The following is a 24,853-nucleotide window of genomic DNA, read 5'->3' as shown; positions in this document are numbered from 1 at the left end:
TGAATTAAGGCTTCACCGTACCTTCCGTCGGAACCGCTTGAAGCGTGAGCGGAACCGATTGGTTCCCGGCCGCATCCACTGCGGTTACCGTGATGTCATTCATACCCGAATGCAGCGGGATCGGCGCCGAGGTAAAGCTCAGATTGCCATTCACCTGCTCCTGGACTCCATTCACCCTTAACTCTGCCTTCTCGCTTAACGTACCGCTCAAGGTCCACGGTGATTTATCGATGTTATAGTGATTGCCTGTCTTCTTGCCAAACGGCTGAAGCGTAATCACCGGCGCAATCGAATCCTCGACTCTCTTCACATCTCCCGCCGTTAAGGATTGACCGGACGCCGATTGCGAGCCACTGCCCACGACTTTTACATAGACCCGTTTCTCAAAGTAGCCTGTGCTGTTAGCGCTCTTGAGCAAATTCAGCGGCCAGGAACCTCCCCAGCTGTACCCGTTGCGGCGCTCGGCCTCGATCTCCAGAATGTTATGCTTGATAATCCCGTCACGGCCGGAGAAGATCGGCAGGTTCGTTCCGACTTCATAGAAGCGATACCATGATGTGCTCGCCGGATCCGGTACGAAATATACATTGTTCTTATCTCCGGAGACGTACTTGATACCGGCTAATTTATTCGCATCGAACCAAGCCAATGCGCTTTCCGCCGCTTTTTTCACTTCCGGCGTCTGATTGGGAAGCGCTATCAAATACTTGACAATATCCACCGATTCCGAGCCCGAGATGGACGGATGCTCATATGCTCTGGCCCCCCTCGGCTCATAGGTCACCGGATCATGCTGTGCACACCATGCGGTCAGCACGCCGTTAACGGCAATCTGGGACTTGAGGATATAATCCAAGCCCCGGTCCAAGCTGTCCTGCAGCTTGACGGCAATGTCTTCCGTTTCGATATCGGTATTAAACGGATAATTCTTGTTCTTGGCCATAGTCAGAACGTTCATCACACGCATCATGGCATTGTCGTTGTATGTCACATAATCGGAATAATTCCCACGCACAGGATAGACCTGCGGCCAACCTCCGCTCGGATACTGCATCGTCAGAAGGAACTGGAACCCTTTATCTACAGCCGCCTTGTAACGAGGGTCACCGGTCTGCTTGTACATCAACGCGAGGAACAGAATTTCATTCGTTGTGGCATTATTGTCGATCGTTCCGATATCCTTTCCGTCTTTGGTTCGCCAGTCCGACTTTATCTCTTGGCCGTCCCAAGCCCGACCGTATTTGTCGCTGATACTGTATTTATACCAGCCTCCTTCCGCTGTCTGCCAGGTTAACAGGTTGTCCGCCTGCTGAATGTCTTTCGCTGCGTCTCCCGTATAATAGGCTGCCTTCTGAAAAGGAACGCTCTTCGGATTCTCCGTGATCGGCGGGGTGATCGTAGCATCCGGATTCATCGCCTGCTCCGTCTCGAGCAGGACCGTTGTCCGGCCGTCTGCATTTGTTTCCTCCGTCACCTTCTTAATGGTGAACGTCTTTGTCAGCTTAGGATTGAGGCTGTACCAATCGCCCAAGGCCGCATCGAGCTCCAGGTCGTCGGGATTGAAGGTGCTCAGTTTGCCGTTGAAGGTAACCTTCACCATGGTAGGTGTAACAGCCTCCGCCTTGACAATCTTAGGAGCTTCCGCACCGGTGGAATCGGCTCCTAAGGCCGCGGGACTGATAGAAAGCATCAGCATTCCTAATGAGCACACCGCCGGGAGCAGCATTCGCTTCTTCACTTTATTCATTAACATAGATGTATACCTCCTTGTAAGTGATGGGATGAGTTTTTCAAAAGCAAGCTTGTAATCCTTGGCGGAATGATGTAAGCGATTTCGCGAGGATCTGTTTATTTATTGTAATGGATAATCTGAGCGAATTCTTGCTTCAAAATTGTCATTTTACCCCTTTTCTTTAATCTATTTGTCCAAAATAAGAGATAACCCGTATTTCTCTTGTCAATTTGTGAACAAGGATTGCGAAGTCCCGTGATCTCAATAACTGCGGTTTCACCTATAAACAGCTTTGTTCCTGCCTCTCCTAATTCCCTTATTATTCTAATTCCTTTGATGCCTTATAAACATAAACAACGTAGTCTAGTCCCTCTCTTACAAGCAGCAATTCAGATTGCATTTCACCCTGTATCGTATATACTTTCGTTCCTACTGGTAATTTCGTAGACATATAATCGTCAAAGGCGTGCTTTGCGGTATACTTCTTCTTTATTTCACCTAATTCATGGTTGATTTTCAAGCTCATTTGTGTGTACTTTTCCTGATTCTCCGCGCGTATATAAAACCGCGATCCGTAAACACATATAATGTCAGCATCCTTGTTTTGATTCAATATCCCTTCCGAAGTTTTTGTTCTTTCCATTTGGCTTATCTTTTTTGCCCCTTCAACTTTAGGATCTTTATAACATCCAACTAAATTAATCAGCAAAAAACAACTTAAAATTATCTTTGTGATTCGTGGCATTACCCCATCCTCCGTTATTCGCTCTGATTAACATGAATCTTATCCTCTAAACCTTTAATCAATATGTAACGCATGTACATCAATAAAATGTTATTTACCTTAAAGGGCGTAGGAGTGTGTGCAAAATCATCTCTATGTTGGTTAGATATCGCTTTAGCGGAGAAGGCTAACCTCGATAAATAAATACAACTAATTATTTAGTCTTTCCACGCTTTTTTGCAACTAAGATAGCAGTAATGTTAGTTAATAATATAAAGCCAAAACAGATAGCATAAATAATGATTTGTATAACTTGACCCAATCCATCTGGTTCAGTTACCCACCACCAAACAGTACCTATAAGCAAACAAACAATATTAATAACTTTTGCGATTGAAATTATAGTGGAAAATTTTTGGTTATTATTTAGCTTGATACTGTAAAACAATGAAAATAACAATGAAAGCACTACAGGCAAGGCAAGCTTAAACATTAGTTTAATAACTCCCTTTTAGGTATCTTTTAAACAGATTATAAGGTGTTTGGGTTTATTTAAGTAGTGCTATCTTCTTCTAGTACCTGATTTAATAGCGCACTAAACTGCTGCACTATAGCTCAAGAGGCTGCCGATGATTGGCAACCTGTGTCGTTATGTTACCCTCGTTTACCGTTAATACAAACATCGGCAAGAGGTAAACTTAATCATCAGACTTTAAATAAATAATCAAGCAAATAAACGCTAAAATAATACACGGTAAATAAAAATAATGGGCAGAATCTTTAGATAACCCCCACCAGATATGGTCACCACTAGTTATTTGCGCGGTTAGACCGACAAAATATATTGCCAAGAGTATACAGGACACCATTATAAAAACACTGAATTTCCGCATTATCTCCCACCCTTTTCCAGATATTGTCCCCCTGATATAGACTCCCTAAGTATTAATTTTGTTGCAAGTGATCTGCCCGTTACAATGAAAAAGGAGCTGCATCCCTGCTAGCTCCTCCATTATCGTTCTTCATACAAATAGTATAACAGAAGAGTGTTGGCTGTGAGATTCAACAGCGGTTGGAACCCCACATCCATCACTCCCCACGCTCAGCCTTTTATAGAGCCAATCAATACGCCTTTTTCAAAGTATTTTTGTATAAAAGGATATAGGATTAAAATCGGCAGCGTAGATACGATGATAACACCATACTTGATTTGATCCGCATATCTTTGCGCATAGCCTCCCGCATCGCCGCCAACGCCTGCTCCACTCGCAAAAACCTGATTCGATAAAAGAATATCCCTTAAAATGATTTGCAGCGGCTGCAGCTCATTTTTTCTTATATAAATTAAAGCCGTGAAGAAATCATTCCAGTGTGCGACCAAGTAATAAAGGCCGATAACGGATATAAGCGCTTTGGACAAAGGCATAGCCACCTGTATAAAATACTTGAAATGAGAACAACCGTCCATAGCAGCTGCCTCGTGCAATTCCGATGGCAACGTTTCAAAAAACGTTCGCGCAATAATGAGATTGAACACATTAACGGAAAATGGCAAAATGAAAACCCACATCGTGTTTGTCAAATGCAGCCCTTTCATTAATAAGTAAGTTGGAATTAAGCCTCCGTTAAAAAATAGCGTAATGACGAAGATCAACATTAAAGCACGTCTAGCCATAAATTCTTTCCTTGATAGCACATAGGCTGCCGGTAAGGTGAACAGCAAATTTACAAAAGTTCCGAGAAATGTGTAGACAAGTGTATTACGATAACCGACCCAAATTCTAGCGTCTTTAAAAATTTCCTGGTATCCAAAAAAACTGATGCCTTTCGGTATAAATAAAACTTGACCGGTTGAAACAAGGGTAGAGTCACTAACAGATGCAATAATGATAAAATATAAAGGATATGCAATGAGTAGAAAGATCAAAACACATAGCACAAATAGAATAAGACGGAATATGATTTCATTGCCATTCTTGCTTAATAGACTCAAGTCCACTCCTCCCTTCGACATCCAATTACCATAGACTCATATTTGAAAATCTCTTCGAGATGGCGTTCACGGCAATCAAGAAAATAAAATTAATGACCGTATTGAACAAACCAATTGCCGACGAGTAACTGAATTGATTAGATACAATACCGATTTTATATACATAAGTGGCAATAACCTCGGAAACAGGAAGATTTAACGCATTTTGCATTAAAAAGATTTTTTCAAAGCCGGTACCGAGCACATTCCCCATGCTGAGAATAAACAAAATAATCATCGTAGGAACAATAGCTGGTATATCCACATAACGTATCGTTTGCCATCTGCTTGCCCCATCAATTTTGGCGGAATCATACAATTGCGGATCGACAGTGGAAAGCGCAGCTAAATAAATAATGCTGTTCCATCCGCAATGCTGCCAAATATCGGAAAGTACATAGACGGGCATGAATGTATTTGTAGAAGCCAGCAAATTAACATCGCCCATACCAATGGACTTCATCAGGTATCCAACAATGCCGGTTTCCGGCGATAACAAAACATTTAGCATCCCAACCAATACGATGGTCGAAATAAAGTGAGGTAAATACACAGTCGTTTGTAAGGTTTGCTTTGCTCTTTTTCTTCTGATCTGATTCAGTATCAATGCCAGAATAATAGGAGCGGGGAACCCGAATACAATCGACGCCAAACTTATGGTAAACGTATTTTTCATTAAATCGACAAACAAATAGCTGTTCATAAATTGTTTAAAGTAGTAGAGTCCGTGCCATGCTCCTCCTGTGAGCCCTTTGGTAAAATCATAGTCCCGGAAAGCAAGTTGAATGCCGTACATCGGTACATAATTAAAAAGTAATATAACAGCGATTGCAGGAAAAATCATAATCCACAATTGGTGGTCGCGTTTGAACGTGCTTACGACAGTCGGTTTTCTAGTTAATCGGATACTGACCGTATGTTTATCGATTTCGCTTATTTGAGAGCTCATCCAGGCATTCTCCCTTTTGGATAGATGCTATACCGTCCACAAAGATGGTATAGCATCTATCATCATGCTATATTATTTGTTCTTACTCATGAAGCTAACGTAGTATTTTTGCATAATATCGATATTTTGCTGCAATCCGGCTTTTTGGCATTCTTTCACATAAGCATCCCATTGGGATTCAATGCCGCCTTTGGTAACCCATTGCGCAAATTTGGGATTCGCCAAATTCATGAGATTCGTGTTGTTCAAGCTTAATGTGTTATTGTCCGCAGTCGAATATTTGATAAACAAGCCAGGGAATACATCCGACTTTGTACTCACATTCAGAGCGCTCTTTAGCGATTCGGATTGTGTAAGAACCTCGCTCATATCTTTGCCAAGACTCAATTTTAAAGAATCTGAAATATATATAGGTCCGTTATCTGCCATCGTAGATGTCCATTTCCATGTGCCAGGATCCATTTTGGAATCTGTCGGAGGCAATACGCTGTAACTGTCATCTCCATTATCTTTAATATTCGAACCTAGTGAACCAAACAAGACCTGCATGCTGACTTTAGGGTCATACAACTGATTGATGAATTTCATAGCCGCATCTTTATTTTTCGTTTTCGCCGACATGACAACCATGTTGCTTCCAAAGTTTAGGGAGTTGTAGTCATAGCTCCAAGCTATTTTAGAGTTAGAGTCTGCTGACATCTTTAATGGAGACATGGATGTATATTGCGGAGCCAATTGGTCTCCGAATCTGTCTGAAGCGACCCAACCCCATGTGAATCCGACTTTCGCCGTATCTCCCGTACCGCGGGCAATTGACTGGTATTTCGTGTAATCGTGCGTAAATACTTCTGGGTTAATCAATTTGGCTGCGTAGCATTTATTCAAGAATACGACTAAATTTTTAAAACGTTCATCGATCAGGAAGTTTTTCACTTTCCCGTTTTCTACATAATAACCTTGGGGGCTTCCATCGGATAAAGTAATGCCTTCACTTCCCAAGAGAACAGCAGGATTGAAATATCCGCCGATACCTCCCGGCCAGTCCATGGGGATCTCATCATTCGGATCGCCGTTTGCATTAGCATCTTTTTCTTTAAATGCTACCAGCACATTATATAATTCATCCCATGTTGTTGGCATTTTTAATCCCAGATTGTCCAACCATTTTTTATTGATAAATTGTCTTGTAGCAGAAGCGGGCCAAAAGCGCTGGTATTTGGGCAACCCATAAATTTTTCCATCAGGCTGCGTGGCGATGTCTTTGGTTTCGGGCTTAGCTTTGAACATCATTTGAACATTCGGAGCATCTTTATTGACCAAATCGGTCAAATCTTGGAACAGGCCTTGAAATTGCGCGAAATCGGCGTCTGTAATGACATTAGCACCAACAAATAAATCCGGAACATCACCGCTGGCAAGCATAGTACCCTTCTTCTGTCCCCAGTCTGCCGTAATTTCTTGCCACTTGATTTCAACGCCAGCTTCTTCTTCCACCTTTTTCAGCCATTCCATTTCTGCAAGCGGTTTTGTAAGCGGGTGTTTGACCATTATGCCCGTTAATTGTACTTTCGTACCGCTTTTACCTGCATTTCCCGAACCCGTGTCGCTAGTTCCTTCGGTTTTGGAGCTGGATTCGCTGCAGCCTGCCATTACTACGGCAGAAACCATAAACAATGATAGTACAACTGCTAATTTTTTACGCATTGCCGTCATCACCCCTCAAAAGTATTGGTTATGCACAATCCTTGCCGATTCCACCTTAACTGTAATCTTCGTTCGAGGAGGCGTAAACGATCAGTTTTTGATGAATCCCCATTTTTTGAAACCGCTTAACAACGGTATTCCGAAAGCGCTTGCAGATGCGTCCTATAGACGGATTTCAAAAATTGCATATCTTCAAAAAATGCATCTTTACGAAAAAAAACGGCTACCACGCTCTCTACAACGGGTAGCTTACTTTCATTTTTTTGAATCCCGGTATTGGCCCGGCGTAATGCCGACCACTTTTTTGAAGGAGCGAATAAAACTCGACGTATTCGAATAGCCGACTTGCTGCGCGATCAATTCCAGCGTTTCATCTGAGCTTCGAAGTAATACAAGGGATTTTTGGATACGAAGCTGATCGATATATTCCTTGAAATTTTGTCCCATCGTTTTCTTGAAGTGATAGCTGAAGTTTGAGATCGACATGCTAAAATGATCGGCAATCAGCTGCAGCGAAAATTCAGGATACATGCCATTTCCTTCAATGAACGCAAGGATGTCATTCTGTGACGCTGTCCTGGAAGTTGGCTGTGAGCTGCGAATGAGATCGCAAAGCTTACAGCAGCTTTCACGCATAATATCGATCATCTGCTCGATCGTGTAACGATGAAGGTAAGAGACGCTGGTCAATTGCAGCAAGCTTTGGTCGCCCTGCCGGAAACGCTGCAATCCGTTGAATATGACGATGACCGTGTTCATATAAACAGCTCTGACCATATGCGGCGGCGTACCGTCGTGCCCGATATATGCGATGATGCGCTCCATAACCGATTCAACTGCGGAGACGTCGTTTTTTAAAATGAATAGCTCAAGTGATTGCAGTTGTTCTGCAAAATAGGAAACTGCGCTGGTTTGCTGGACTTCGATTTCGTCGAAAACAAGAACCGAGTATTGATTCCGGACCCGAAGATGCTCGGCAGCGCGAATGGACTGCAAATAAGAGAGGTGAGCCCCTTCCGAGGATTGTCCCGGTGTTCCAATTCCGATCAGTGTACGTATGCCGGTCCGTTCGAGCAGCTCCTGCTGAAGACCGCAAAGATACGCCTTCAATTGAAAGTTCTGATTGTGGGAACCAACAAAGACGATCTCTTGATTATAAATGCTATTGAAGAAGTAACCTTGAAGTCCTTCAGGCAAGCTGTTCTCCTCTATCCGGCAATATTCAGCAAACGCTTCGATGCCGCCTTCTTTTGTTTCGCAAGAAAGGACAGCAACCGCAATATGAGAATAGTTGAAGCAAACTCCGTACGGATCGGCCTCTTTTTGAAACGCATCCCATGTCGGGTAACGGTCGCATATCAGCTCGAACAACAGATTATCACGCATAACTGGTAGCGTACTTTTTACCCTCTCGTCTAGCCTGCAGTTGGCGGAAGAAAGTTGATCGAGCGCATACCGTATCGTATCGATTTCGTTCATTGTTCTCGGCTCTCTTAGCGTAAACAGGTTTTTAGCGAAATGGACCAAGCCTTTGATCGGATGATAATTTTTACGGATGGACACATAGATGACAATCACTTCGAGCAATAAAATCAAAATAAAAAGAACGACGGTGTTACGCTGGATCAATCGGATATCTTGCAACGTTTCAGACACAGCCATCAGAGTGACATATTTCCAGCCGTTTTTATCCGATACTTCGTGCGAAACGATAAAAGATTTGCCGTTGATCTGATAAATACCTGATCCGGACCGACGCTCACCCAAGCCGGACACCAAATCTTTGAATTCACTTGAATTACTGTATGAGGTTTCGTTTGAAGCGACCAAACGATTTCCCTTTGAGTCAAAAATAAAGAAATCACCAGTAAAAGCTTCGGAAACCGACTTCATCAGCCGGATAATCGTTTCCTCTTTCACCATGATGAGCACTGTACCGGGCGAGTTGAGTCCGCCTAACGGTAACGGCGATAAAAAAGTCAACATTCGCATCCGGTTATTGCCGGATACGATGACGTTTTCCGCCGGCCGAACCGTTGGTGAAGTCAAGTTGTTCAATTCCTCGAACATGGCTTTATGCGGCCAATTTTCGTAATAATATCCGACTCCTGGACTCTCGAAATCGTGAATACTGTAGGCACTTCCTGTCTTGGCAAACAGAAAACCGATGCTTTTAACATACAAGAAGGTGTTGTCGATGAATGCATCCGTCGCATTGTATTTCCGCATTTCGTTTGCAATGACGACTCTTTGATAATCGTCGTCCCCAGCCAAGTACAACTTGATCTCCTGGTTGTTCACTAGCTCCGACGGGAGGTTGTACACATAACGGGTGAAAATATCCATCGAGTTCATGAACTGTGCGGTGACATGAGCGTTCCAGTCCATTTCCTTTTGCTTCACAACTTCCGTTGAATTCGGGTAATAGTAGAATAGAATAACGATGACGGGAAACAGCAGCACTAATATATAGGAAATCAACAATTTGGCCAACAGGTTGAACCTGTTTTTTTTCATAAGTGTCCCCCTTCTGGAATAGGCCTCAAAATGCAGCATTCAAAGTAAGCGGTTACATGATGGGATAAACCAATGTTGAGGAAAACACCGACTTCCCATGGGCTTAGATATCCTTTGCTTTGAATTATAATAAAAAAAGGGAATATGTAAAGATAGAGAATTGAGCTATTCTTTCCGTTAGTTCAATGATTTGTGGTACGGTTCTCCGTATCACTCTAACGGTGAAATTTAACAGAACCTTATCAACTATATCGATCACCGGCAACCGGCTTTTCAATTCACCATTCCGTTACGAAGCGCTGCTACAACAACTTGCGTTCGATCTTCGCATTCAAACTTTTGCAGGATCCGGTGGACATGCGACTTTACGGTTCCCTCGGTAATGAACAGTTTTTGGGCTATCTGGTCATTTTACGCAGTCCATAGGCCATTTCTTGCAGAATTTCCTGCTCCCGACCCGTCAAAGGCTTAAATAAATGCGATTCTTTCCCCTTTTCAGGAACAATGAGGCCGGAGGCGATCACTTTTTAAAGCGCATTTGCAGCCAGGCTTGTTTTATATACGTCTTGTGCGCCGTCTAAATCGTCTCGAAACGTATATCGAATGGAGGCTGAGGTTTCCATCCGGGAAAGCAATGCTTTCAAGGGGATGATCTCGGATTTCGATCGATCGTCGGCAAGGTCATACACGGAAGAGCGAATATCGTGAAGTCCTTGCCGGGCTTCGGCCAACATCCCATCGAGAGTCCCCTCCGCTTGAACCGGATCTTTATGGACCATATAGCGCAAGGCCTGAATCTGGATGAAGTTATAGTTTTAGAATTTGTTATTGTCCTCATAACCCCATCGATCCAAAAGCCATTAATTTTCTAAAATATCCTCTTCAGTTAATCGGCCCAATTTCATTTTAGCAAGGAGAACGAGTTCTTTAGAACCTGTGTACTCAAAGTCCTTATATATCTCCTGATTCTTTTTATGGAATAAGTGGATTTGCTCAGAAGTTCGAAATATGGCAATGTCCCTTGTTTCCATTCCAAAAACGATTGATACAATGGCTCCAAGGGTTGTTCAGTTACCAATTTGTGATATTCATCAAGAAGTTCGCGTTCTTGCTGTCTTTTTTGTTTAGAATTAAACTTGCTCTCAACCTTGTTAATCTCCTTATTCAGTATTTACCTATCGTTTCCGTTAGTTGAATATCATCTGTCTGCTCACTTCTTTGTAGCGATAATTAATCCGGTTGACCAATTTAACTTAGTTATAACTAAATCTTCTCTGTTGTCTAAGTAACTGATCAAGTCTTCCACTTTTTTTACATGCTCTTCAGGCCAGGATGGGATCGGTAATAAATCATCAATGATATAAATCCCCCCCGACTTTAGTAAATCTAAAGTTTCATCTAGAAAATAAAACTTCCCAGGCCAAGTATCGGCAAAAATAAAATCAAACTTTTGATCTCCTAATTCTTTTATAAAATCTGCTCCATCCATTGTGAAAAATTGTACTCTTTTATCTGAGCTTAAATGTTTCTTGGCTATACTTTGGACAGCTTCATCAAGTTCAACAGTCAATACAGATGATACGCGATCCATACCATCTAATATCCAACTTGTCGAGATGCCCGCTCCAGTACCTAGTTCTAGTAACGCCGCATTTTTACACGAACCGGCTAGAGTCCTTAATAAAGAAGCCGTTTCTAAATCGCACGACATTTTAAACCCCATTGCTTCAGCATCAATTGCAATAATTTCACTTAATTCAGGCTTCCTAACGTTTTGTAGTAACATTTAATAACACCGCCTCGTGTGTATCATTTTTTATGACTAGTATAATTGTACTTCTTTATCAAACCAATGGTTTCCTCCTTACTTATTGTGCATTGCATTACTGCCCCCTCTTGTTGTCTATTAAGCTCTCGTTTCTCGTTAGCGTTGCTAACCGACGCCCCACCACCTTGGCCTTTGAGGGTCTGCCTTAAAGCAATGCAAGTGTATTGCCTGATTCCTCATCCCTAAAAAATCTTCTTAGTTCCCGAAGTCGTCTCTATCAGGAACTCTAGATTCTTCATGTACTTGATCTATATAAAAGCCAGCTTTTGAAAGTTCATTCAGTATTGTGCTAACCTTTCGGATGACTAATAGCTTCTCTTCATAAAAGCAAATCCCATATGCTCCTAAATGCGGATGCCATTTTTCATTTTCGTTCAACACAAACACCCCACAGGATTTTATTCCACCCATCTATAATTTCTTCAGGTTTTTTCCATTATCCTGCACGTTAGTTTAATCGCACGAGCTACCTTCCGGTGTCCACATGTCCTTAAATAAACACCTAAGAATATTCGTTCGTTCACATAGTCTCCTCCTCCATCCTTAAAATAATAAGCGTTCACCCAAAAGAGTGAACGCATAACCACTCCATTGACGAATGTTCGGATATCCGTCCAAATGCGATACGATGTGCGTTGCGGCGCTAATATCCTCGATTACCTGTACCAGAGAGCTCACGAAACGGAAAAATTCGTACGCCAAACAATTCATTGCATGAATAAACCGGATCAACCTCTATATTTACAAGGGAATCCGGTTTTAGTAATCACAGCTAGATGAAGTTAAACTAACGTTTCCGTTAGTTTAACAATCAATAAATATCTTAGTTACTTGAATTTGAAAATAAAGTTTTAAACTGGAGCTGCTGATCCCACGCGTGGTTTTAGAATTACAAATCGGCACCTTCGTAAAATAAGTTTTAGACTAACCCCAATAAAAGAAACAGCGGCAGCCTTGGACGAGAAAAGTCCTAGACTACCGCTGTTTTATTGATTTATCGTTTCCCGTTTGCCGTCCATGCAGTTCTATTCTAGTGAATTAGTCAAAGAAATCACAGCCATCTTTGGACTAGATCTCAGCACCAACCTCTCTCTGGCCAATCATCCCCATAAATCGTTGGAAACATTGTTATCCCCTCCTTTTGATTATAGTGGCAATACGACATTCCCTATCCTTATAACAAGAAAAACTGAATAGAGCAAAGGTTCAATTCAGTCTATGTGGAATATTTTAACACAAAAGGGATGATCATGAAAACCCATCAATCAACACGCAAATCACTGTATATACCTCAAACCTTCCGCCTGAAGCAATTATGGCAGATAAAACGTTTGGAAGTTCTCTGATTCTCTTCTACTATTAATAAGTCGGAGGATAGTCAGATACGACTTGCTGAAAAATACCGTCTTGAAAGCCACCCACTATACGTGTCATATATAAATCTACCCAGTCTCTATTTACGTCTTGAAAGACGGTATTCGTACTGTATTCCCATTGAACCACGGTGCCATAGGAATTTGATTTAATTGGAGTAAAATCATACCAAGAATATTTATTTGGAGGTGCTGTAGGTGTGACTGTATTTTGATCGTTAGTTTGCATTGACCAACTCGCGCCAAGTGCATTTTGAAAGGCGTCTTTTATTTTTTGAGTTAATATTAGATTTACTGTATACGTATAGTTTTTGATAATAACATATATCGTTAAAATGAAAAAAGCCGCAACTGAGCGGCTTTTCTTATTGCTTTACTTGATAGTAGACAGAAGGCTTATATTTGCAAGACCAGTTTTCCGACCGTGTTCTTCTCTTCCAAAAGTGCAAGTGCTTCTGCGGCATTTTCCAGAGGATACACGCCTTGAATCTCCGCATGTATTTCTTTTCTTGCCAGCATACCTAACGCTTCTCGCGCCGCTTTCCCAGTCTCCACAGGATTACTGTCGCTGTATCCGCCTAATGTAAAACCTGCGAACTGTTTGTTGGAAAACCATATTTGATTATAAGAATGTATAACATCCTCTTCTCCGCTTGCGTTTCCAACTACAACCAGTTTCCCTAACGGACGAAGCACCTCTAAGCTTTTTTTGCGCATATTCCCTCCGACAGGATCAAAGACGGCATGAACGCCTTTTTGTTCGGTTGCTCGTAGGGTTTGCTCCACAAAATCGGATCGGACAAATAATTCGTCGTATCCGAGGGATTCGGCCAGCTTTACTTTCTCGGCGCTTCCGACGGTTCCCAATACCTTGCCTGCTCCCAGACGTTTCGCCATTTGCCCCAGAAAACTGCCCAGCCCGCCAACCGCTGCATGAACGAGTATGCTGTCACCCGTTCTCATTCTATAAACATCTTTTATAGCCAGATAAGCGGTTGTCAGATTTACAATAGAGGCTGCCGCTGTCGCTAAGTCGAGGTCGGCTCCTAATTGATCTAACGGAACCGTCAGTTCTGGCCGTACATTCGCCATTGATGCAAAGCCGTTAAGATCATGCAGTGTCATCGAGGCAACGGGTTGACCAACGTAGAAGCCCTCTACCCCTTCCCCGATGGCACGTACATATCCCGACACTTCCAAACCGGGAGTAAGCGGCATCGGAAAAGCGGAAATGAATTCGCCACGGCTAAGCAACACTTCGAAATAACCTACTCCAGCATAAGCAACGTCAATGGTCAGCATACCGGGGGCCGGTTGTAGATCTGGTTTCTCTCGCAACTGCAAATTTGCAGGTCCTCCTGGTCGATCAATTATGATAGCTTTCAATTTGTGTAACCTCCTTGATTGAGAATAAGTCTATTATATTCGACGACCAAGGAGGCAACCTGTTTGCAGTTATACAGGTATCCAGAGTAACAGGCTTATTTGCGAATATGTACTAATTTTTGCTCAGTGTCGGTACCTGCAATGGGAGTAAATACACAGCAGTGTAGGTTTTCATTGCCGTTAATATTAGAAAAGGTGTTCAATTGAAAGAATAATCGCCCTGCGACGAGATGATCAAACGTGTAATGTATGGCTTTCTTTAGGTGCACATCATGCAAACGCCATAACGTGAGAAACTCCTCGCTTTCCTCGCACATCCGCCGCACGAATTCTTCATACCAGAGATCGCCCGCCTTTTGGTCAAAATACATACGAAATACCCCTAACGTAAAATCAGCAAATTCCTTCCAATTCACCAATTGCTTGCGCAGGTTTGGATCGGTAAATATCAAATGTGTCATCACGCGTTTCTCAACGGGTATCGCATCGAAGTCCACAATGATTTCAGAAGCCATTCGATTGTAGGCCAACACTTCGGTTCGATTGTTTGCGATGATCGCCGGATAGTTCAATTGGTCGATAATGTTCTGAAGCTCTGGATCTATTTCCTTAGCGTTCGGGTAAGAGTCCCCGTCTCCGCCATAATTTGCCAAACGAAGCAAATGAAGATGTTCATCGGAAGTTAATTCCAAGGCTTTACTGATGCTCTCGATCACTTCTCTTGAGGCGGTGACGGCCCTGCCTTGTTCCAGCCAGGTATACCAGGTGATGCTGACTCCCGCAAGATGAGCAACCTCTTCTCTGCGTAATCCCGGCGTTCTTCTTGTTCCAAACCGACCGACAATGCTGACATGATCAGGCTTGATCCGTTCCCGACGGGATTTTAAAAAGTCTCCGAGTACCTTGATTTTTTGGTTTTCTGAAGACATTCCACAACCTCTTTCTTCGCGTTCAATTCAATTTATCAGCTTGAGCATTTTGAATTACTCCCACCTACAATCTCTACGTGTCAGTTTCAATTATACAGATATTAATAAAAAAACGACACCTCTGTCGTTTCGCTTGTTGATATGGTGGAGCGTGGGGGATTTGAACCGCCGACCCATTCACTGCCAGCGAAATATTCTCCCACTGAACTAACGCCCCCATTTTAGGGTTTTTATGAAATAGCTTGCCATTCGATGGTTCAATTAGGCAAAGCTACAATTCCAGGCTGTACTGGATCAGGTTTTTTCCAGAGTATCGTGTCCACCTCGTTTGTAAATACTTGGAAAACTCCAAAAAAATCCTTCAGTATTTGCTGAAGGATTGGACTGGCAGTTCTTGGTCTCCGGTTACGTGACTACAAAATATGAAATAAAGGCTTTTCCCTTATAAAATGAACGGGAAGGCCGGGGAACTGTTCCCGCAATCGTTCCGCCAATTCCTTCATGCCGGGCTCTTCGCTTTCCGCGTGACCCAATGCGATGAATGCCTTGTTCTTGCCTTGATGAACAGCGTCGCGAATATATTCCGGCGTTTCCCATTCCGGCCCTTCTCCGACGACAACCACGTCAAGATTGTAATCTTTCAGCAATGGGAGTGCCAAGGATGCCCCCCCTCTGTAGCCTGCCAATAGTCCAATGCGGGTGCAAGGCATCTCTATGTCCCCCACTACGCGCACGAATGGTATTTGAAGCTTTTCCTTCAAGTATTGCACCGTTCGTTCAAGGGTCATGCAAGGAATTTGCACAACTGTTGCGGCGGGCAGATGTTCTTCAACGTAGGGCGCCCAGCCCAGTGCATTTATTAACCCCATCATAATACCGTCCGTTTTGTAACGGTGAATATGATCGTGATAACGATAAATGGCGATTCCGGTACGATCAAGCAATTCACGCTTTTCGTTGATAACCGGATCATCCTGCGCCCCTTTCATATCCTCCTGGTGGCGGTAAAACGCCCCTTCGTGTGAAATGATCAAGTTGGCTCCTAAAGCCGCAGCCTGCTCGATCACAGCCTGCGTGGCCATAAAAACAACGACAATTCCCGTTACTTCCGTTTGGGCCGATCCGACTCTCAATGAATCCACAGTGGGCTCGTTTACTGGAGCCTGCTCTAACAATCGATCAATAATCTGTCCAATTGTAATCGTCATCCAAACCATCCCTTATTTAAATTGATCAGTAAAATAAAGACGGGACTGTAGACAGACACCGGTGACCCGTCATCTTGTTTATCCCGTCTTCCATATATTAATTTATAATACGGCCGTACTCGTCAGGAATGCCCGATTTGCGGAAGAAGTATGTATTGATCTGGTCGCGCCACTCCTTCGAATGTGCCGCTTGCTCTCGCAGTCGGCTCCTCACATCTTCGAAGCGCTCTGCATCTATTTTCCCCTCTAGCGAACTCCAGATCTGGGTCAATTCCTCCGCCTGAAGAACGCCGTCGAAGTGGGTATCGTAGATGTGCTGGATGACCGTCTTACCCGTCTTCAGTTTGTGCGTATAGGGCACATGATGGAAAAAGAGAAGCAGTTCATCCGGACATAACTCCCTCGACTCGTACCATTCCGAACGCGGCGCAAAGTATTGGGATGTGTACCCTGTTCCCGATTTGACGGTTCGATCTACGCCGATGCCGTGGCAGTCGGCAAAATGGTATGTCCCCCATCTCGAATATTCGTAACCGTCTACGTTCGGACCATAATGGTGACCCGGATTGACCATCCATCCTACGCCAAGAGGAGCTGTGTAATTTTCATAGATTCTCAACGAATCGAGAAGCATCTTCGATACACTGCGTACTACATCGGGGTCAGAACCGAATGTCATGTAGATCCATTCTGACGTGATTTGCTCAGCTGTTAGCTGTGGATTCCAAGCAAGCCTTCCAAAGCCATATAAATTGGCTTGTGCAAGCGTGTGTCCGGTCCAATTCGGGTTGTCTCCGATATTCGATACCGCCGCAATGCCCCCAAGCCGTCTCCCGAACAACTGGCCGCTTGCCGCTTTCGCAACCGTACTTCCGCTCCCATGGGCAAACGTATCGAAATCGAGAACCTCTTTCCACTGGGGGATCAGGTAGCACAGATGTCTCTGCTGGCCCGTGTACTCTTGCGTAATCTGCAGCTCCAGCACCTGATTCGTCGCTGACATCGCTCCGAGAAGCGGAGAAACCGGCTCACGGACCTGGAAATCCATGGGTCCGTTCTTAATCTGCAGAATGACGTTATCGCGAAACTTTCCATCAAGTGGTGTAAAATGATCGAACGCCGCTCTCGCCCGGTCGGTCTTGTTATCGCGCCAATCCTGTTGACAATTGTATACGAAGCAGCGCCAAATGACGATACCTCCGAAGGGCTGAAGCACTTCTGCCAGCATATTCGCACCATCGGCATGGTCACGCCCATAAGTGAACGGCCCGGGTCGCCCCTCGGAATCTGCCTTTACCAGGAAGCCGCCAAAGTCCGGGATATCCCGGTAAATCTCCTCAGCTTTCTCCTTCCACCACTGTCTGACGCTTTCGTCAAGCGGGTCTGCGCTGGTCAGGCCTCCAAGCTCTAACGGACTGGCGTAGTTGACGCTTAGGAACGTTGAGATTCCATAGCGCCGGAATACGCCGGCGACCCGGGCGACATCCGGTAGCAGCTTATCCGTAATCAGCAAGGATTCTACGGAGTGTACGTTCACGTTGTTGATCGAAATGGCATTGATCCCCACCGATGCCAGCAAGCGGGCATAATCACGGATTCGGGACATGTCTCGAACAATCTCATTATTTCGGTAGAATATGGATTTTCCCGCATAGCCCCGTTCAATCGAACCGTCCATATTATCCCATTGGTTTAGCATCCGTAATCCGTTCGCAGGCGTTTCCGTTATCGCAAGATCAGCCAAACTCTCGCCGCATTGCATCAGCCGCAGTAGATGGAAAACCGCATACAAGGCTCCTTTAGCCGAATGGCCGGCAACCACAAGCCTTGATTGTCCATCTATCGATACGTTTCTGATCACGTAACTGTCCTCGGATCCATCCTGCCAACTTAACTTTGCATCAAGATCCTGTAACTGCCCGCGAACGCCGATCAGGATGCAGGCGCACCCATTGGAAGCCGTTGAACGGAGGGGCCTCACTCCAAGCATGGCATCGAGACCATCCATTAACTCCGCGACCGCAGTCTGAAGCACCTCTGATAAAGGTCCGGGCACGGCGATCTCTCGTGCCCACTCCCGATATTCCTCTACCCTCTTATCATCCTTTATCGGCGCATTGCGCAACCAGCAGGCATATGCGTTCGTGATGTGACTCATCGTGATACCTCCGATAGTTTATGTTCATTCAGGTAAACGACCTCTCAAATCGGAACCAACCGAAATCGAAATGGCTTCCCGGCAAAAATAGGAAGGTTACTTTTTGGAGGCCTGTTATTTTTTCCAATTCAAATACCCGCTCTTCGTAACCATCGGACTGTGTAAACTCGATGAGTTGATTTCCCTCACCTTCCAGATTAGAGAAACGAATATGGATGGTATTTTTATCAAGAAGCGATCGGCCATAGACGACAAGCTGCGTTGCCCCTAGGCTTGTAAAATCCAAGTGGTCGAATTCCAAGGAAACATTATTTCCTATCCCTTCAACGCTTGCTTCCGAGATAGTAAACGTATCACCATAAATGCGGTCGCATTCCGTGGCGTAATTTTTCTCGAAGGCTCTGTTCTGCTTTTGGAACGAAAAACCCTTGATATGCACCTTCTTCTGAAGGACGAAGCAAATGGAAGTGATCCCGTAAAGACGCTTGGATAACCGATAAGTTTCTTCTTGATACACATTCCACTTGGATGGTTTCTGATAGATGACATCCGCTAGGAGTACACTGTCCTCTTCATCCGGCATGCCTTCACAAATTTGCAGGGAATACTCTTCACTGGACAAGGCGAAAATCGGAATCGTAATCAGATCGGACCCATATGAACCAAAATCAATATCACGGAATCCGACTTCAGTTTCACCATCCCGGCTTGTAGCTACGCCTCTCTCGTTTCCGTTTCCAACTTCCCCTTTACTGTAATCAAAAAGGCCGGCAGAGATAAATCCATAAGGATCCTTGTAAGCTGTGCCTAGTCCCGCTGCTTTAAATTCCAGCTGGGAGATGAGCTTCGTCTTGTTCGTACCGTTCTTACTCATACAGCGAAGCCGGAAATCGCCATCGCCCCACGCGGTGATTCTCGCTTCATGACCAAATGCTTCCACTTTCGCAAGGTTAGAGGCAATTCCCGCATCATTCACTACAATCCACTCGACCTCTTGATAGGAGGTATCTGCGGGGTACAGGCAGGCTTGCACCGTCATCACTTTTCTCGATTCGTCGAACATTTGTCCGGACGGGCTTACGATTTCAATCTTGCGTAATGGGATTTCGTCTACGGTACCCATGACCGGTGGCAACTCTTGATTCTTGGTATGGGCGGAAACCCCATCTAAGGATGTTTCTTCCCTTACCGGAAGAACATCAAATTCCACCGTCTGACTCTCCAAACCGACGGAAGAAACCATAACCCGAATTTTACCGGGCTCCAGGGCAGCCCCGATGATTGCCATAAGTTTGCCGCTGAATAGTCTTCTGCTAATCCCTTTATATGGATCATAGTCCGTACTGTCGCCATTATCCAAACCAAGCAAACGGCCTGCCCCAGTCACCTCGACACGAACCCGATTGCTTGCATTCTCCACCGGATTGCCATCCGAATCTTCCATGTAGATTTCCAGGAAGATCAAGTCCGTACCATCTGACATCAGGCTCTCTTTATCCGGCAGCAGACAAATCTTCTTCGCATCCCCAAAGGACCTTCTTATATCCGTCGCAATTACACGGCCCGTTACATCATAGGCTATTGCTTTCAATTCCCCTGCTTCATAAGGAAGCTTCCACCAGCCAACCAGCTGGGTTCCATGCTCATGATTGATATCAAAAGTTCCCACGATAGCGCCACCCAATTGCAATTCGATTTTCGGCGCATTCGAGCACACTCGAACATCGATCAATTGGCCCGGATTAAAGTCCCAATAGGGAAAAATATGGACCATCGGATTCGTCCTGTAGTCAATCCATGCCGATTGGTAGATGTAATACGAATCTTTCTTGAATGTAGCCGTATCAATCTGTCCGAGATAGGAGTTCTTGGTATGATAAGGCGTCGGTTCCCCAATATAGTCGAAGCCGGTCCATATGAATTGCCCTAGAGAGAAAGGCGCCTCTCTTTCCGCGATAATACAGGCCTCGACTGACTTGGCTCCCCAGCTCGTCGCACTATTTCCTAGAGCCGAGCACTGCTCGTCGTCATCGGCAAGAATGGACTTCTCGAACGGGAATCGATAGATGCCTCTGCTTTGAACGAGAGAGGCCGTCTCGCTGCCGTAAATGATCCAATCGGGATGCTCCTCATGGTGCTTATGGTAATATTTCTCCGCGTAGTTGTAGCCGGCAACCTTCACGATATCCGCACATTTTTGCGCATTCTCCCAAGGCATATAATTGGAACCGATGGTCACTCTGCCGTTCTGCTTCGGATCGTATTTCAGCACTTCATCAATAAGCATTCGAGAGATTTCTTGCCCTCTAGCATCTGCATGAGTGTCGTAAATCTCATTCCCGATGCTCCACATCATCAGGCTCGGATGATTCCGATCCCGCTTGACCCAGCTTTTCACATCAGCCTTAGCCCAATCCTTAAAAAATCTCGCATAGTCGTAAGGGGTTTTGGATCTTTCCCACATATCGAACGCTTCCGAGACGACCAGCAACCCCATCTCATCCGCTAGATCCATAAGTTCTGCCGCCGGCATATTGTGAGCGGTTCGAATGGCGTTAACGCCCATTTCTTTCAATATCCGAAGCCTTCTTCTCAGTGCTTCTTTATGGAAGGCTGCTCCAAGCGCTCCTAAGTCGTGGTGCTCGCAAACCCCGTTCAATTTCATTCTTGTGCCGTTCAAATAAAAGCCCAGCTGAGGGTCAAGTTTGATCTCACGAAGCCCGAGATTCTGAGTGATGCTCTCTACGACTATGACTTCCCGATCCTCTGCAGCACGCTGCAATTGGGTGACAAGCTGGTACAGATGCGGCTCAGCCGTGCTCCATAAATGGGGACGATCTATCGATAGCGTCTGTCGATGAAGAAAGCCGCCTGCAACGATCTTATCTGTCGCACTCGCCGCAATTTCACCCTTGTACAGGATCGTATGCGAGATTCGGACGTCCTCATGAAGGCTCAATTCCGTCTCAACTTCTACCTCCCAGCTATCGTTGACCCTTTTCACAGCAGCATAGATTCCGTCGGTTACAATGTGAGTGAGAGCTCTCGTCTTTAGCCACACATTGCGGTAGATACCGGCCCCCGAATACCACCGGCTATTCGGACTTTGGTGGACGACCTTCACCACGATTTCATTTTCCCCTCCCACGATCGCATCCGTGATCTCGTGTTCGAAGGAAGAATAACCATACTTCCATTCTCCTATATATCGCTTATTCACATAAACGGAAGAGTCCATATAGACCCCATCGAAGCTTATTAGAATTTCCCGATCCGCTTCTTTGGTACATGTAAATCTCTTCCTGTACCAGCCGATACTATTTTCATACAGATTTAATGTATTGTAGATCAGCCAATCATGAGGGAGATCTACCGGCTCAAATGTCAAACCGGCGCCATCCGTCACATCCAGGCTGCTCTTGGCAAATTCCCATCCACTATTAAACAGTGTCTTCTTATTCATCGTTTACTCCCACGCTCAAAGGTATCCTGAAATATGTATAAAATGACTTATAAGTCATTAAGAGAGACTTGATCCTTATCGCTGTTTCATATATAGATGACTCGGGCTAACGCCACGATTAATTTTCATATTTTAAAATTCAGGATCTGCGACAATGTCTATTGTCGCAGATCCTATAAGGGCACTATTTGTTATGATTAATATCCAAGCTTGCTCTTCGTCTTGTTAAAAATATCATTTGCCATTTTGTTATAGCGGGAAGCGCCGAGTGCTTCGACCTGAGCCACATAGGCATTCCAATCGTTTGCAATATTAGCTTGGCCGGTGACGAACTTCAGGGTCATCGTATCCACATAATCCATCAGCGGCTTTGAGATCAGGTTCATTTGTTCGCTTTCGTCCGGGGTACCCATGATTGGCGGAGCTAGCGTTCTCGGTTTACGATGAGTCTGAATGCGGCTGAGGTAGTCTTTCTCGCCTTCGGTCATTTTGGACATCCGCAGTTTAGTGGAACCGCCGTACGCGAAGTTGCCGCCGCCGAAGCCGAAGTCGACGTTTAATTTTTTCGTTGCTGTCGGGTTCATGCCGTTAAAGGAGATATCCGGTTTGAGCGTGATGTTGCCGCTCGCATCCTTCGTATAGGTCTCGCCTTCGACGCCCCACAAACTGAGCGTTTGGCCTTCGTCCGAATACCACAGCCAGTCAACAAAGCGAAGCATTTTGATGAAATTGTCCTTGCCGAGCTTCTTGAGCGCATTCTGGCTGATCATAACTCCGTTCTCGAGACGGGACGTTTCGATTTGAAGCATCCCTTTCGGACCGCCCGGTTGAACGATCATATACAGATCGGTATTCGGCACCTGCATCTTGGTCTTGGAATCGGCCAGTATCTGGTAGTTGGCGTTCATGACATAAGTATCGCCTTTATAGAACTTGGCTTGTGCGGTTTTATCGTCTTGGGTGAAGGACTCCGGATCGAGCAGCCCCTCTTTGACCAGCTTATTTAAGAACGTCACATATTCCTTGAACTCATTGGTCGAATTTGCGAATTCGAACTGTTTCGTCTGTTCGTTGAAGCGCGTGCCATTGGCAACTCCCCAACCGCCGGTTACGCCGTATTGAGCTGCCGTAATATTCAGCGTCGATTTTCCGGTGAATTCATCGGACATTACGTACTTCGCACCGGTAAACTCTTTCACTTTCTTGAGGGCTTGATAAAAGTCTTCATAAGTCCATTTGCCTTCCTGACCTTTGACGTCGACTCCCGCTTTTTCAAAAATGTCCTTGCGAATCATGTAGGAATATCCTGCGCCCGGCGATTCCCACAGCCCTGGCAGCACGTAATATTTCCCGTCCGATTTCAGCTTCTGCTGCAGGTCTCTTTCCATTCCCCAAGCTTTTACAGCCTTCTGATAGTTCGGCATGTACTGCACCCAATCGCTGATCGGTACAATTTGGCCTCCGGCTACGTAAGCGGATTCGTCATAAGTTTTGGGAATAATAAAGGGAGCGTCGCCGCTGTTGACTAAGAGCGACTTCTTGTTCTCGTATTCGGTAGCAGCCACTACGTTTACGTCAAACGATACGTTCGTTTTCTCTGTGATCGCGCTCCAGAGCCGCCATTCCTTCTTATACGGATAGGTCGGTTGATCGCTGAACATAATCGAATAGTTCACAGGATCATTCGAACGGAACGTTTGACCTTCGCCAAAGGTGTAATTCTGTGGTGCTGCGGAGCTCGTGCCTGGGGATGCGCTGCTGGACGATTCTTTCGTGTCGCTATTCGTACATGCTGTCATGCCGACGGCCATCATAACCGCCAATGCGATCCCTACTGCTTTTGCAGATCTTTTCATTCAGTGCCACCCTTTCAAATGTATTTATTTTATATAACAGAAACGCTGCCATATAGATGCCTATTAGTAACAACCCGCGATTGCAGCCTTTCCGAAACAAACATAACGCGTTTACCCTTTTACGGAACCAATCATCATACCTTGTACAAAATACTTCTGCACGAAAGGATAGAGACAAATAATCGGCAAAGAGGTCAACACCATCGCAGTGGATTTAATGGTTGCCGCGATCTGAGCGGTCGCATCGCTGCTAAGTCCGGCTTCCGTCGGATTAATCGCGCTGTCGATGATCTGCCGCAAATAGAGGGCGACCGGCCATTTATCCTTCGATTCCAGGTAGAGAGACGGGCCGAACCAGTTGTTCCAGATGGAGACCATGCTGAACAACACCATCGTTGCCAGGATCGGTTTGGAGAGCGGAAGCGTAATCCTTAGGAAGATGCGGTAGACGCCTAGGCCGTCGACCTTAGCCGCCTCTTCCAATTCGTTCGGTAAGCTTGCAAAGAAGGTCTTCATTAGGATGACATTGAAGGCGCTGATGGCGCCGGGTATGATAATGGCCCAGATGGTATCCCTCATGTGCAGCGTTTTTGCGACCAAGATATAGTTCGGGATAAGCCCGCCGCCAAAATACATCGTGAACAAGACGAAAGGGATAAAAAATTTATTAAGACGCAACCTATCCTTCGACAACGGGTAAGACATAACGGCCGTCGCCGCTACTGATATCACCGTGCCTACAATGGCATACAGGATCGTATTGCCATAATATTTGAAGAATTCAGGTCTGCTTAGCACGGCTCGGTACGTTTGGTCCGTAAAGTCAACTGGGAATACGGTGACCTTCCCTGCATATACGGCAGCCTCCGAGCTGAACGACTGAGCGACTAGATATAAGAACGGATACAAAGTCATGACGACGACAAGGGCCATGATGAATCCGTTAAAAATCTGAAACATACGGTAGGACGCTGACTCCTTCATCTGAACTACT

The 24,853-nt window shown here is 45.0% G+C and carries 16 protein-coding genes and 1 pseudogene; all 17 read right to left on the bottom strand.

Annotated elements, in window-relative coordinates:
• Positions 1–4: 4 nt before the first annotated feature.
• Entirely contained in the window at positions 5–1,753 is a 1,749-nt protein-coding gene (pelA, locus tag QFZ77_RS22025) for a pectate lyase (RefSeq protein ID WP_307442689.1), read from the bottom strand.
• A 298-nt stretch (positions 1,754–2,051) separates the two neighbouring features.
• Positions 2,052–2,477: a hypothetical protein gene (locus QFZ77_RS22020; RefSeq protein WP_307442687.1), complete on the bottom strand. Its 426-nt coding sequence runs from the start codon at positions 2,475–2,477 to the stop codon at positions 2,052–2,054.
• A gap of 193 nt (positions 2,478–2,670) precedes the next feature.
• On the bottom strand, positions 2,671–2,949 hold the full coding sequence (locus QFZ77_RS22015) for a hypothetical protein (protein WP_307442685.1): 279 nt from the start codon (positions 2,947–2,949) through the stop codon (positions 2,671–2,673).
• A gap of 609 nt (positions 2,950–3,558) precedes the next feature.
• Positions 3,559–4,449 (bottom strand): carbohydrate ABC transporter permease, encoded by an 891-nt coding sequence (locus QFZ77_RS22010; protein ID WP_373462632.1) that lies wholly within the window; start codon positions 4,447–4,449, stop codon positions 3,559–3,561.
• Positions 4,450–4,474: 25 nt separating this feature from the next.
• Positions 4,475–5,332, bottom strand: coding sequence for an ABC transporter permease (locus QFZ77_RS22005; RefSeq protein WP_307449730.1), 858 nt, complete (start codon positions 5,330–5,332; stop codon positions 4,475–4,477).
• A 177-nt stretch (positions 5,333–5,509) separates the two neighbouring features.
• The gene (locus QFZ77_RS22000) at positions 5,510–7,141 is read right to left on the bottom strand and encodes an extracellular solute-binding protein (protein ID WP_307442682.1); all 1,632 of its coding nucleotides are present in this window, start codon (positions 7,139–7,141) and stop codon (positions 5,510–5,512) included.
• A gap of 255 nt (positions 7,142–7,396) precedes the next feature.
• Complete coding sequence (locus tag QFZ77_RS21995; RefSeq protein WP_307442680.1) at positions 7,397–9,658, bottom strand: AraC family transcriptional regulator; 2,262 nt, start codon at positions 9,656–9,658, stop codon at positions 7,397–7,399.
• A gap of 273 nt (positions 9,659–9,931) precedes the next feature.
• Positions 9,932–10,128: pseudogene (locus QFZ77_RS21990) on the bottom strand (response regulator transcription factor); the annotation flags it as partial.
• A gap of 57 nt (positions 10,129–10,185) precedes the next feature.
• The gene (locus QFZ77_RS21985) at positions 10,186–10,392 is read right to left on the bottom strand and encodes a hypothetical protein (RefSeq protein WP_307442679.1); all 207 of its coding nucleotides are present in this window, start codon (positions 10,390–10,392) and stop codon (positions 10,186–10,188) included.
• 476 nt (positions 10,393–10,868) lie between these two features.
• Positions 10,869–11,444 carry an O-methyltransferase gene (locus QFZ77_RS21980; protein ID WP_307442678.1) on the bottom strand — a complete coding sequence of 192 codons (576 nt, stop codon included), beginning with the start codon at positions 11,442–11,444 and terminating at the stop codon, positions 10,869–10,871.
• Between the two features lie 1,811 nt (positions 11,445–13,255).
• Complete coding sequence (locus QFZ77_RS21975) at positions 13,256–14,245, bottom strand: quinone oxidoreductase family protein (RefSeq protein ID WP_307442677.1); 990 nt, start codon at positions 14,243–14,245, stop codon at positions 13,256–13,258.
• A 95-nt stretch (positions 14,246–14,340) separates the two neighbouring features.
• Positions 14,341–15,174 carry a helix-turn-helix transcriptional regulator gene (locus QFZ77_RS21970; protein WP_307442676.1) on the bottom strand — a complete coding sequence of 278 codons (834 nt, stop codon included), beginning with the start codon at positions 15,172–15,174 and terminating at the stop codon, positions 14,341–14,343.
• Between the two features lie 413 nt (positions 15,175–15,587).
• Positions 15,588–16,382, bottom strand: coding sequence for a Nif3-like dinuclear metal center hexameric protein (locus QFZ77_RS21965; RefSeq protein WP_307442675.1), 795 nt, complete (start codon positions 16,380–16,382; stop codon positions 15,588–15,590).
• Between the two features lie 97 nt (positions 16,383–16,479).
• Entirely contained in the window at positions 16,480–18,540 is a 2,061-nt protein-coding gene (locus QFZ77_RS21960) for an alpha-glucuronidase family glycosyl hydrolase (protein WP_307442674.1), read from the bottom strand.
• A 28-nt stretch (positions 18,541–18,568) separates the two neighbouring features.
• Positions 18,569–22,003, bottom strand: a complete 3,435-nt coding sequence (locus QFZ77_RS21955; protein WP_307442672.1) for a glycoside hydrolase family 2 TIM barrel-domain containing protein — start codon at positions 22,001–22,003, stop codon at positions 18,569–18,571.
• A gap of 197 nt (positions 22,004–22,200) precedes the next feature.
• Positions 22,201–23,859, bottom strand: a complete 1,659-nt coding sequence (locus tag QFZ77_RS21950) for an ABC transporter substrate-binding protein (protein WP_307442671.1) — start codon at positions 23,857–23,859, stop codon at positions 22,201–22,203.
• A gap of 111 nt (positions 23,860–23,970) precedes the next feature.
• Positions 23,971–24,843 carry a carbohydrate ABC transporter permease gene (locus QFZ77_RS21945; RefSeq protein WP_307442670.1) on the bottom strand — a complete coding sequence of 291 codons (873 nt, stop codon included), beginning with the start codon at positions 24,841–24,843 and terminating at the stop codon, positions 23,971–23,973.
• Between the last annotated feature and the right edge of the window lie 10 nt (positions 24,844–24,853).

The organism is Paenibacillus sp. V4I3, assembly GCF_030817215.1.
Classification (GTDB): domain Bacteria; phylum Bacillota; class Bacilli; order Paenibacillales; family NBRC-103111; genus Paenibacillus_E.
The sequence above is the reverse complement of the archived record's forward strand: the minus strand, read 5'-3'. Positions and strand labels throughout refer to the sequence as shown.

Excerpts from the sequence above, each read along its gene's own strand:
- QFZ77_RS21980 (WP_307442678.1), bottom strand. The coding sequence starts at position 11,444 with ATGTTACTACAAAACGTTAGGAAGCCTGAATTAAGTGAAATTATTGCA.
- QFZ77_RS21950 (WP_307442671.1), bottom strand. The coding sequence starts at position 23,859 with ATGAAAAGATCTGCAAAAGCAGTAGGGATCGCATTGGCGGTTATGATG.
- QFZ77_RS22005 (WP_307449730.1), bottom strand. The coding sequence starts at position 5,332 with ATGATTTTTCCTGCAATCGCTGTTATATTACTTTTTAATTATGTACCG.
- QFZ77_RS21945 (WP_307442670.1), bottom strand. The coding sequence starts at position 24,843 with ATGAAGGAGTCAGCGTCCTACCGTATGTTTCAGATTTTTAACGGATTC.
- QFZ77_RS22020 (WP_307442687.1), bottom strand. The coding sequence starts at position 2,477 with ATGCCACGAATCACAAAGATAATTTTAAGTTGTTTTTTGCTGATTAAT.
- QFZ77_RS22000 (WP_307442682.1), bottom strand. The coding sequence starts at position 7,141 with ATGCGTAAAAAATTAGCAGTTGTACTATCATTGTTTATGGTTTCTGCC.
- QFZ77_RS21995 (WP_307442680.1), bottom strand. The coding sequence starts at position 9,658 with ATGAAAAAAAACAGGTTCAACCTGTTGGCCAAATTGTTGATTTCCTAT.
- QFZ77_RS21970 (WP_307442676.1), bottom strand. The coding sequence starts at position 15,174 with ATGTCTTCAGAAAACCAAAAAATCAAGGTACTCGGAGACTTTTTAAAA.
- pelA (WP_307442689.1), bottom strand. The coding sequence starts at position 1,753 with ATGTTAATGAATAAAGTGAAGAAGCGAATGCTGCTCCCGGCGGTGTGC.
- QFZ77_RS21965 (WP_307442675.1), bottom strand. The coding sequence starts at position 16,382 with ATGACGATTACAATTGGACAGATTATTGATCGATTGTTAGAGCAGGCT.
- QFZ77_RS21985 (WP_307442679.1), bottom strand. The coding sequence starts at position 10,392 with ATGTTGGCCGAAGCCCGGCAAGGACTTCACGATATTCGCTCTTCCGTG.
- QFZ77_RS21955 (WP_307442672.1), bottom strand. The coding sequence starts at position 22,003 with ATGAATAAGAAGACACTGTTTAATAGTGGATGGGAATTTGCCAAGAGC.
- QFZ77_RS21960 (WP_307442674.1), bottom strand. The coding sequence starts at position 18,540 with ATGAGTCACATCACGAACGCATATGCCTGCTGGTTGCGCAATGCGCCG.
- QFZ77_RS22015 (WP_307442685.1), bottom strand. The coding sequence starts at position 2,949 with ATGTTTAAGCTTGCCTTGCCTGTAGTGCTTTCATTGTTATTTTCATTG.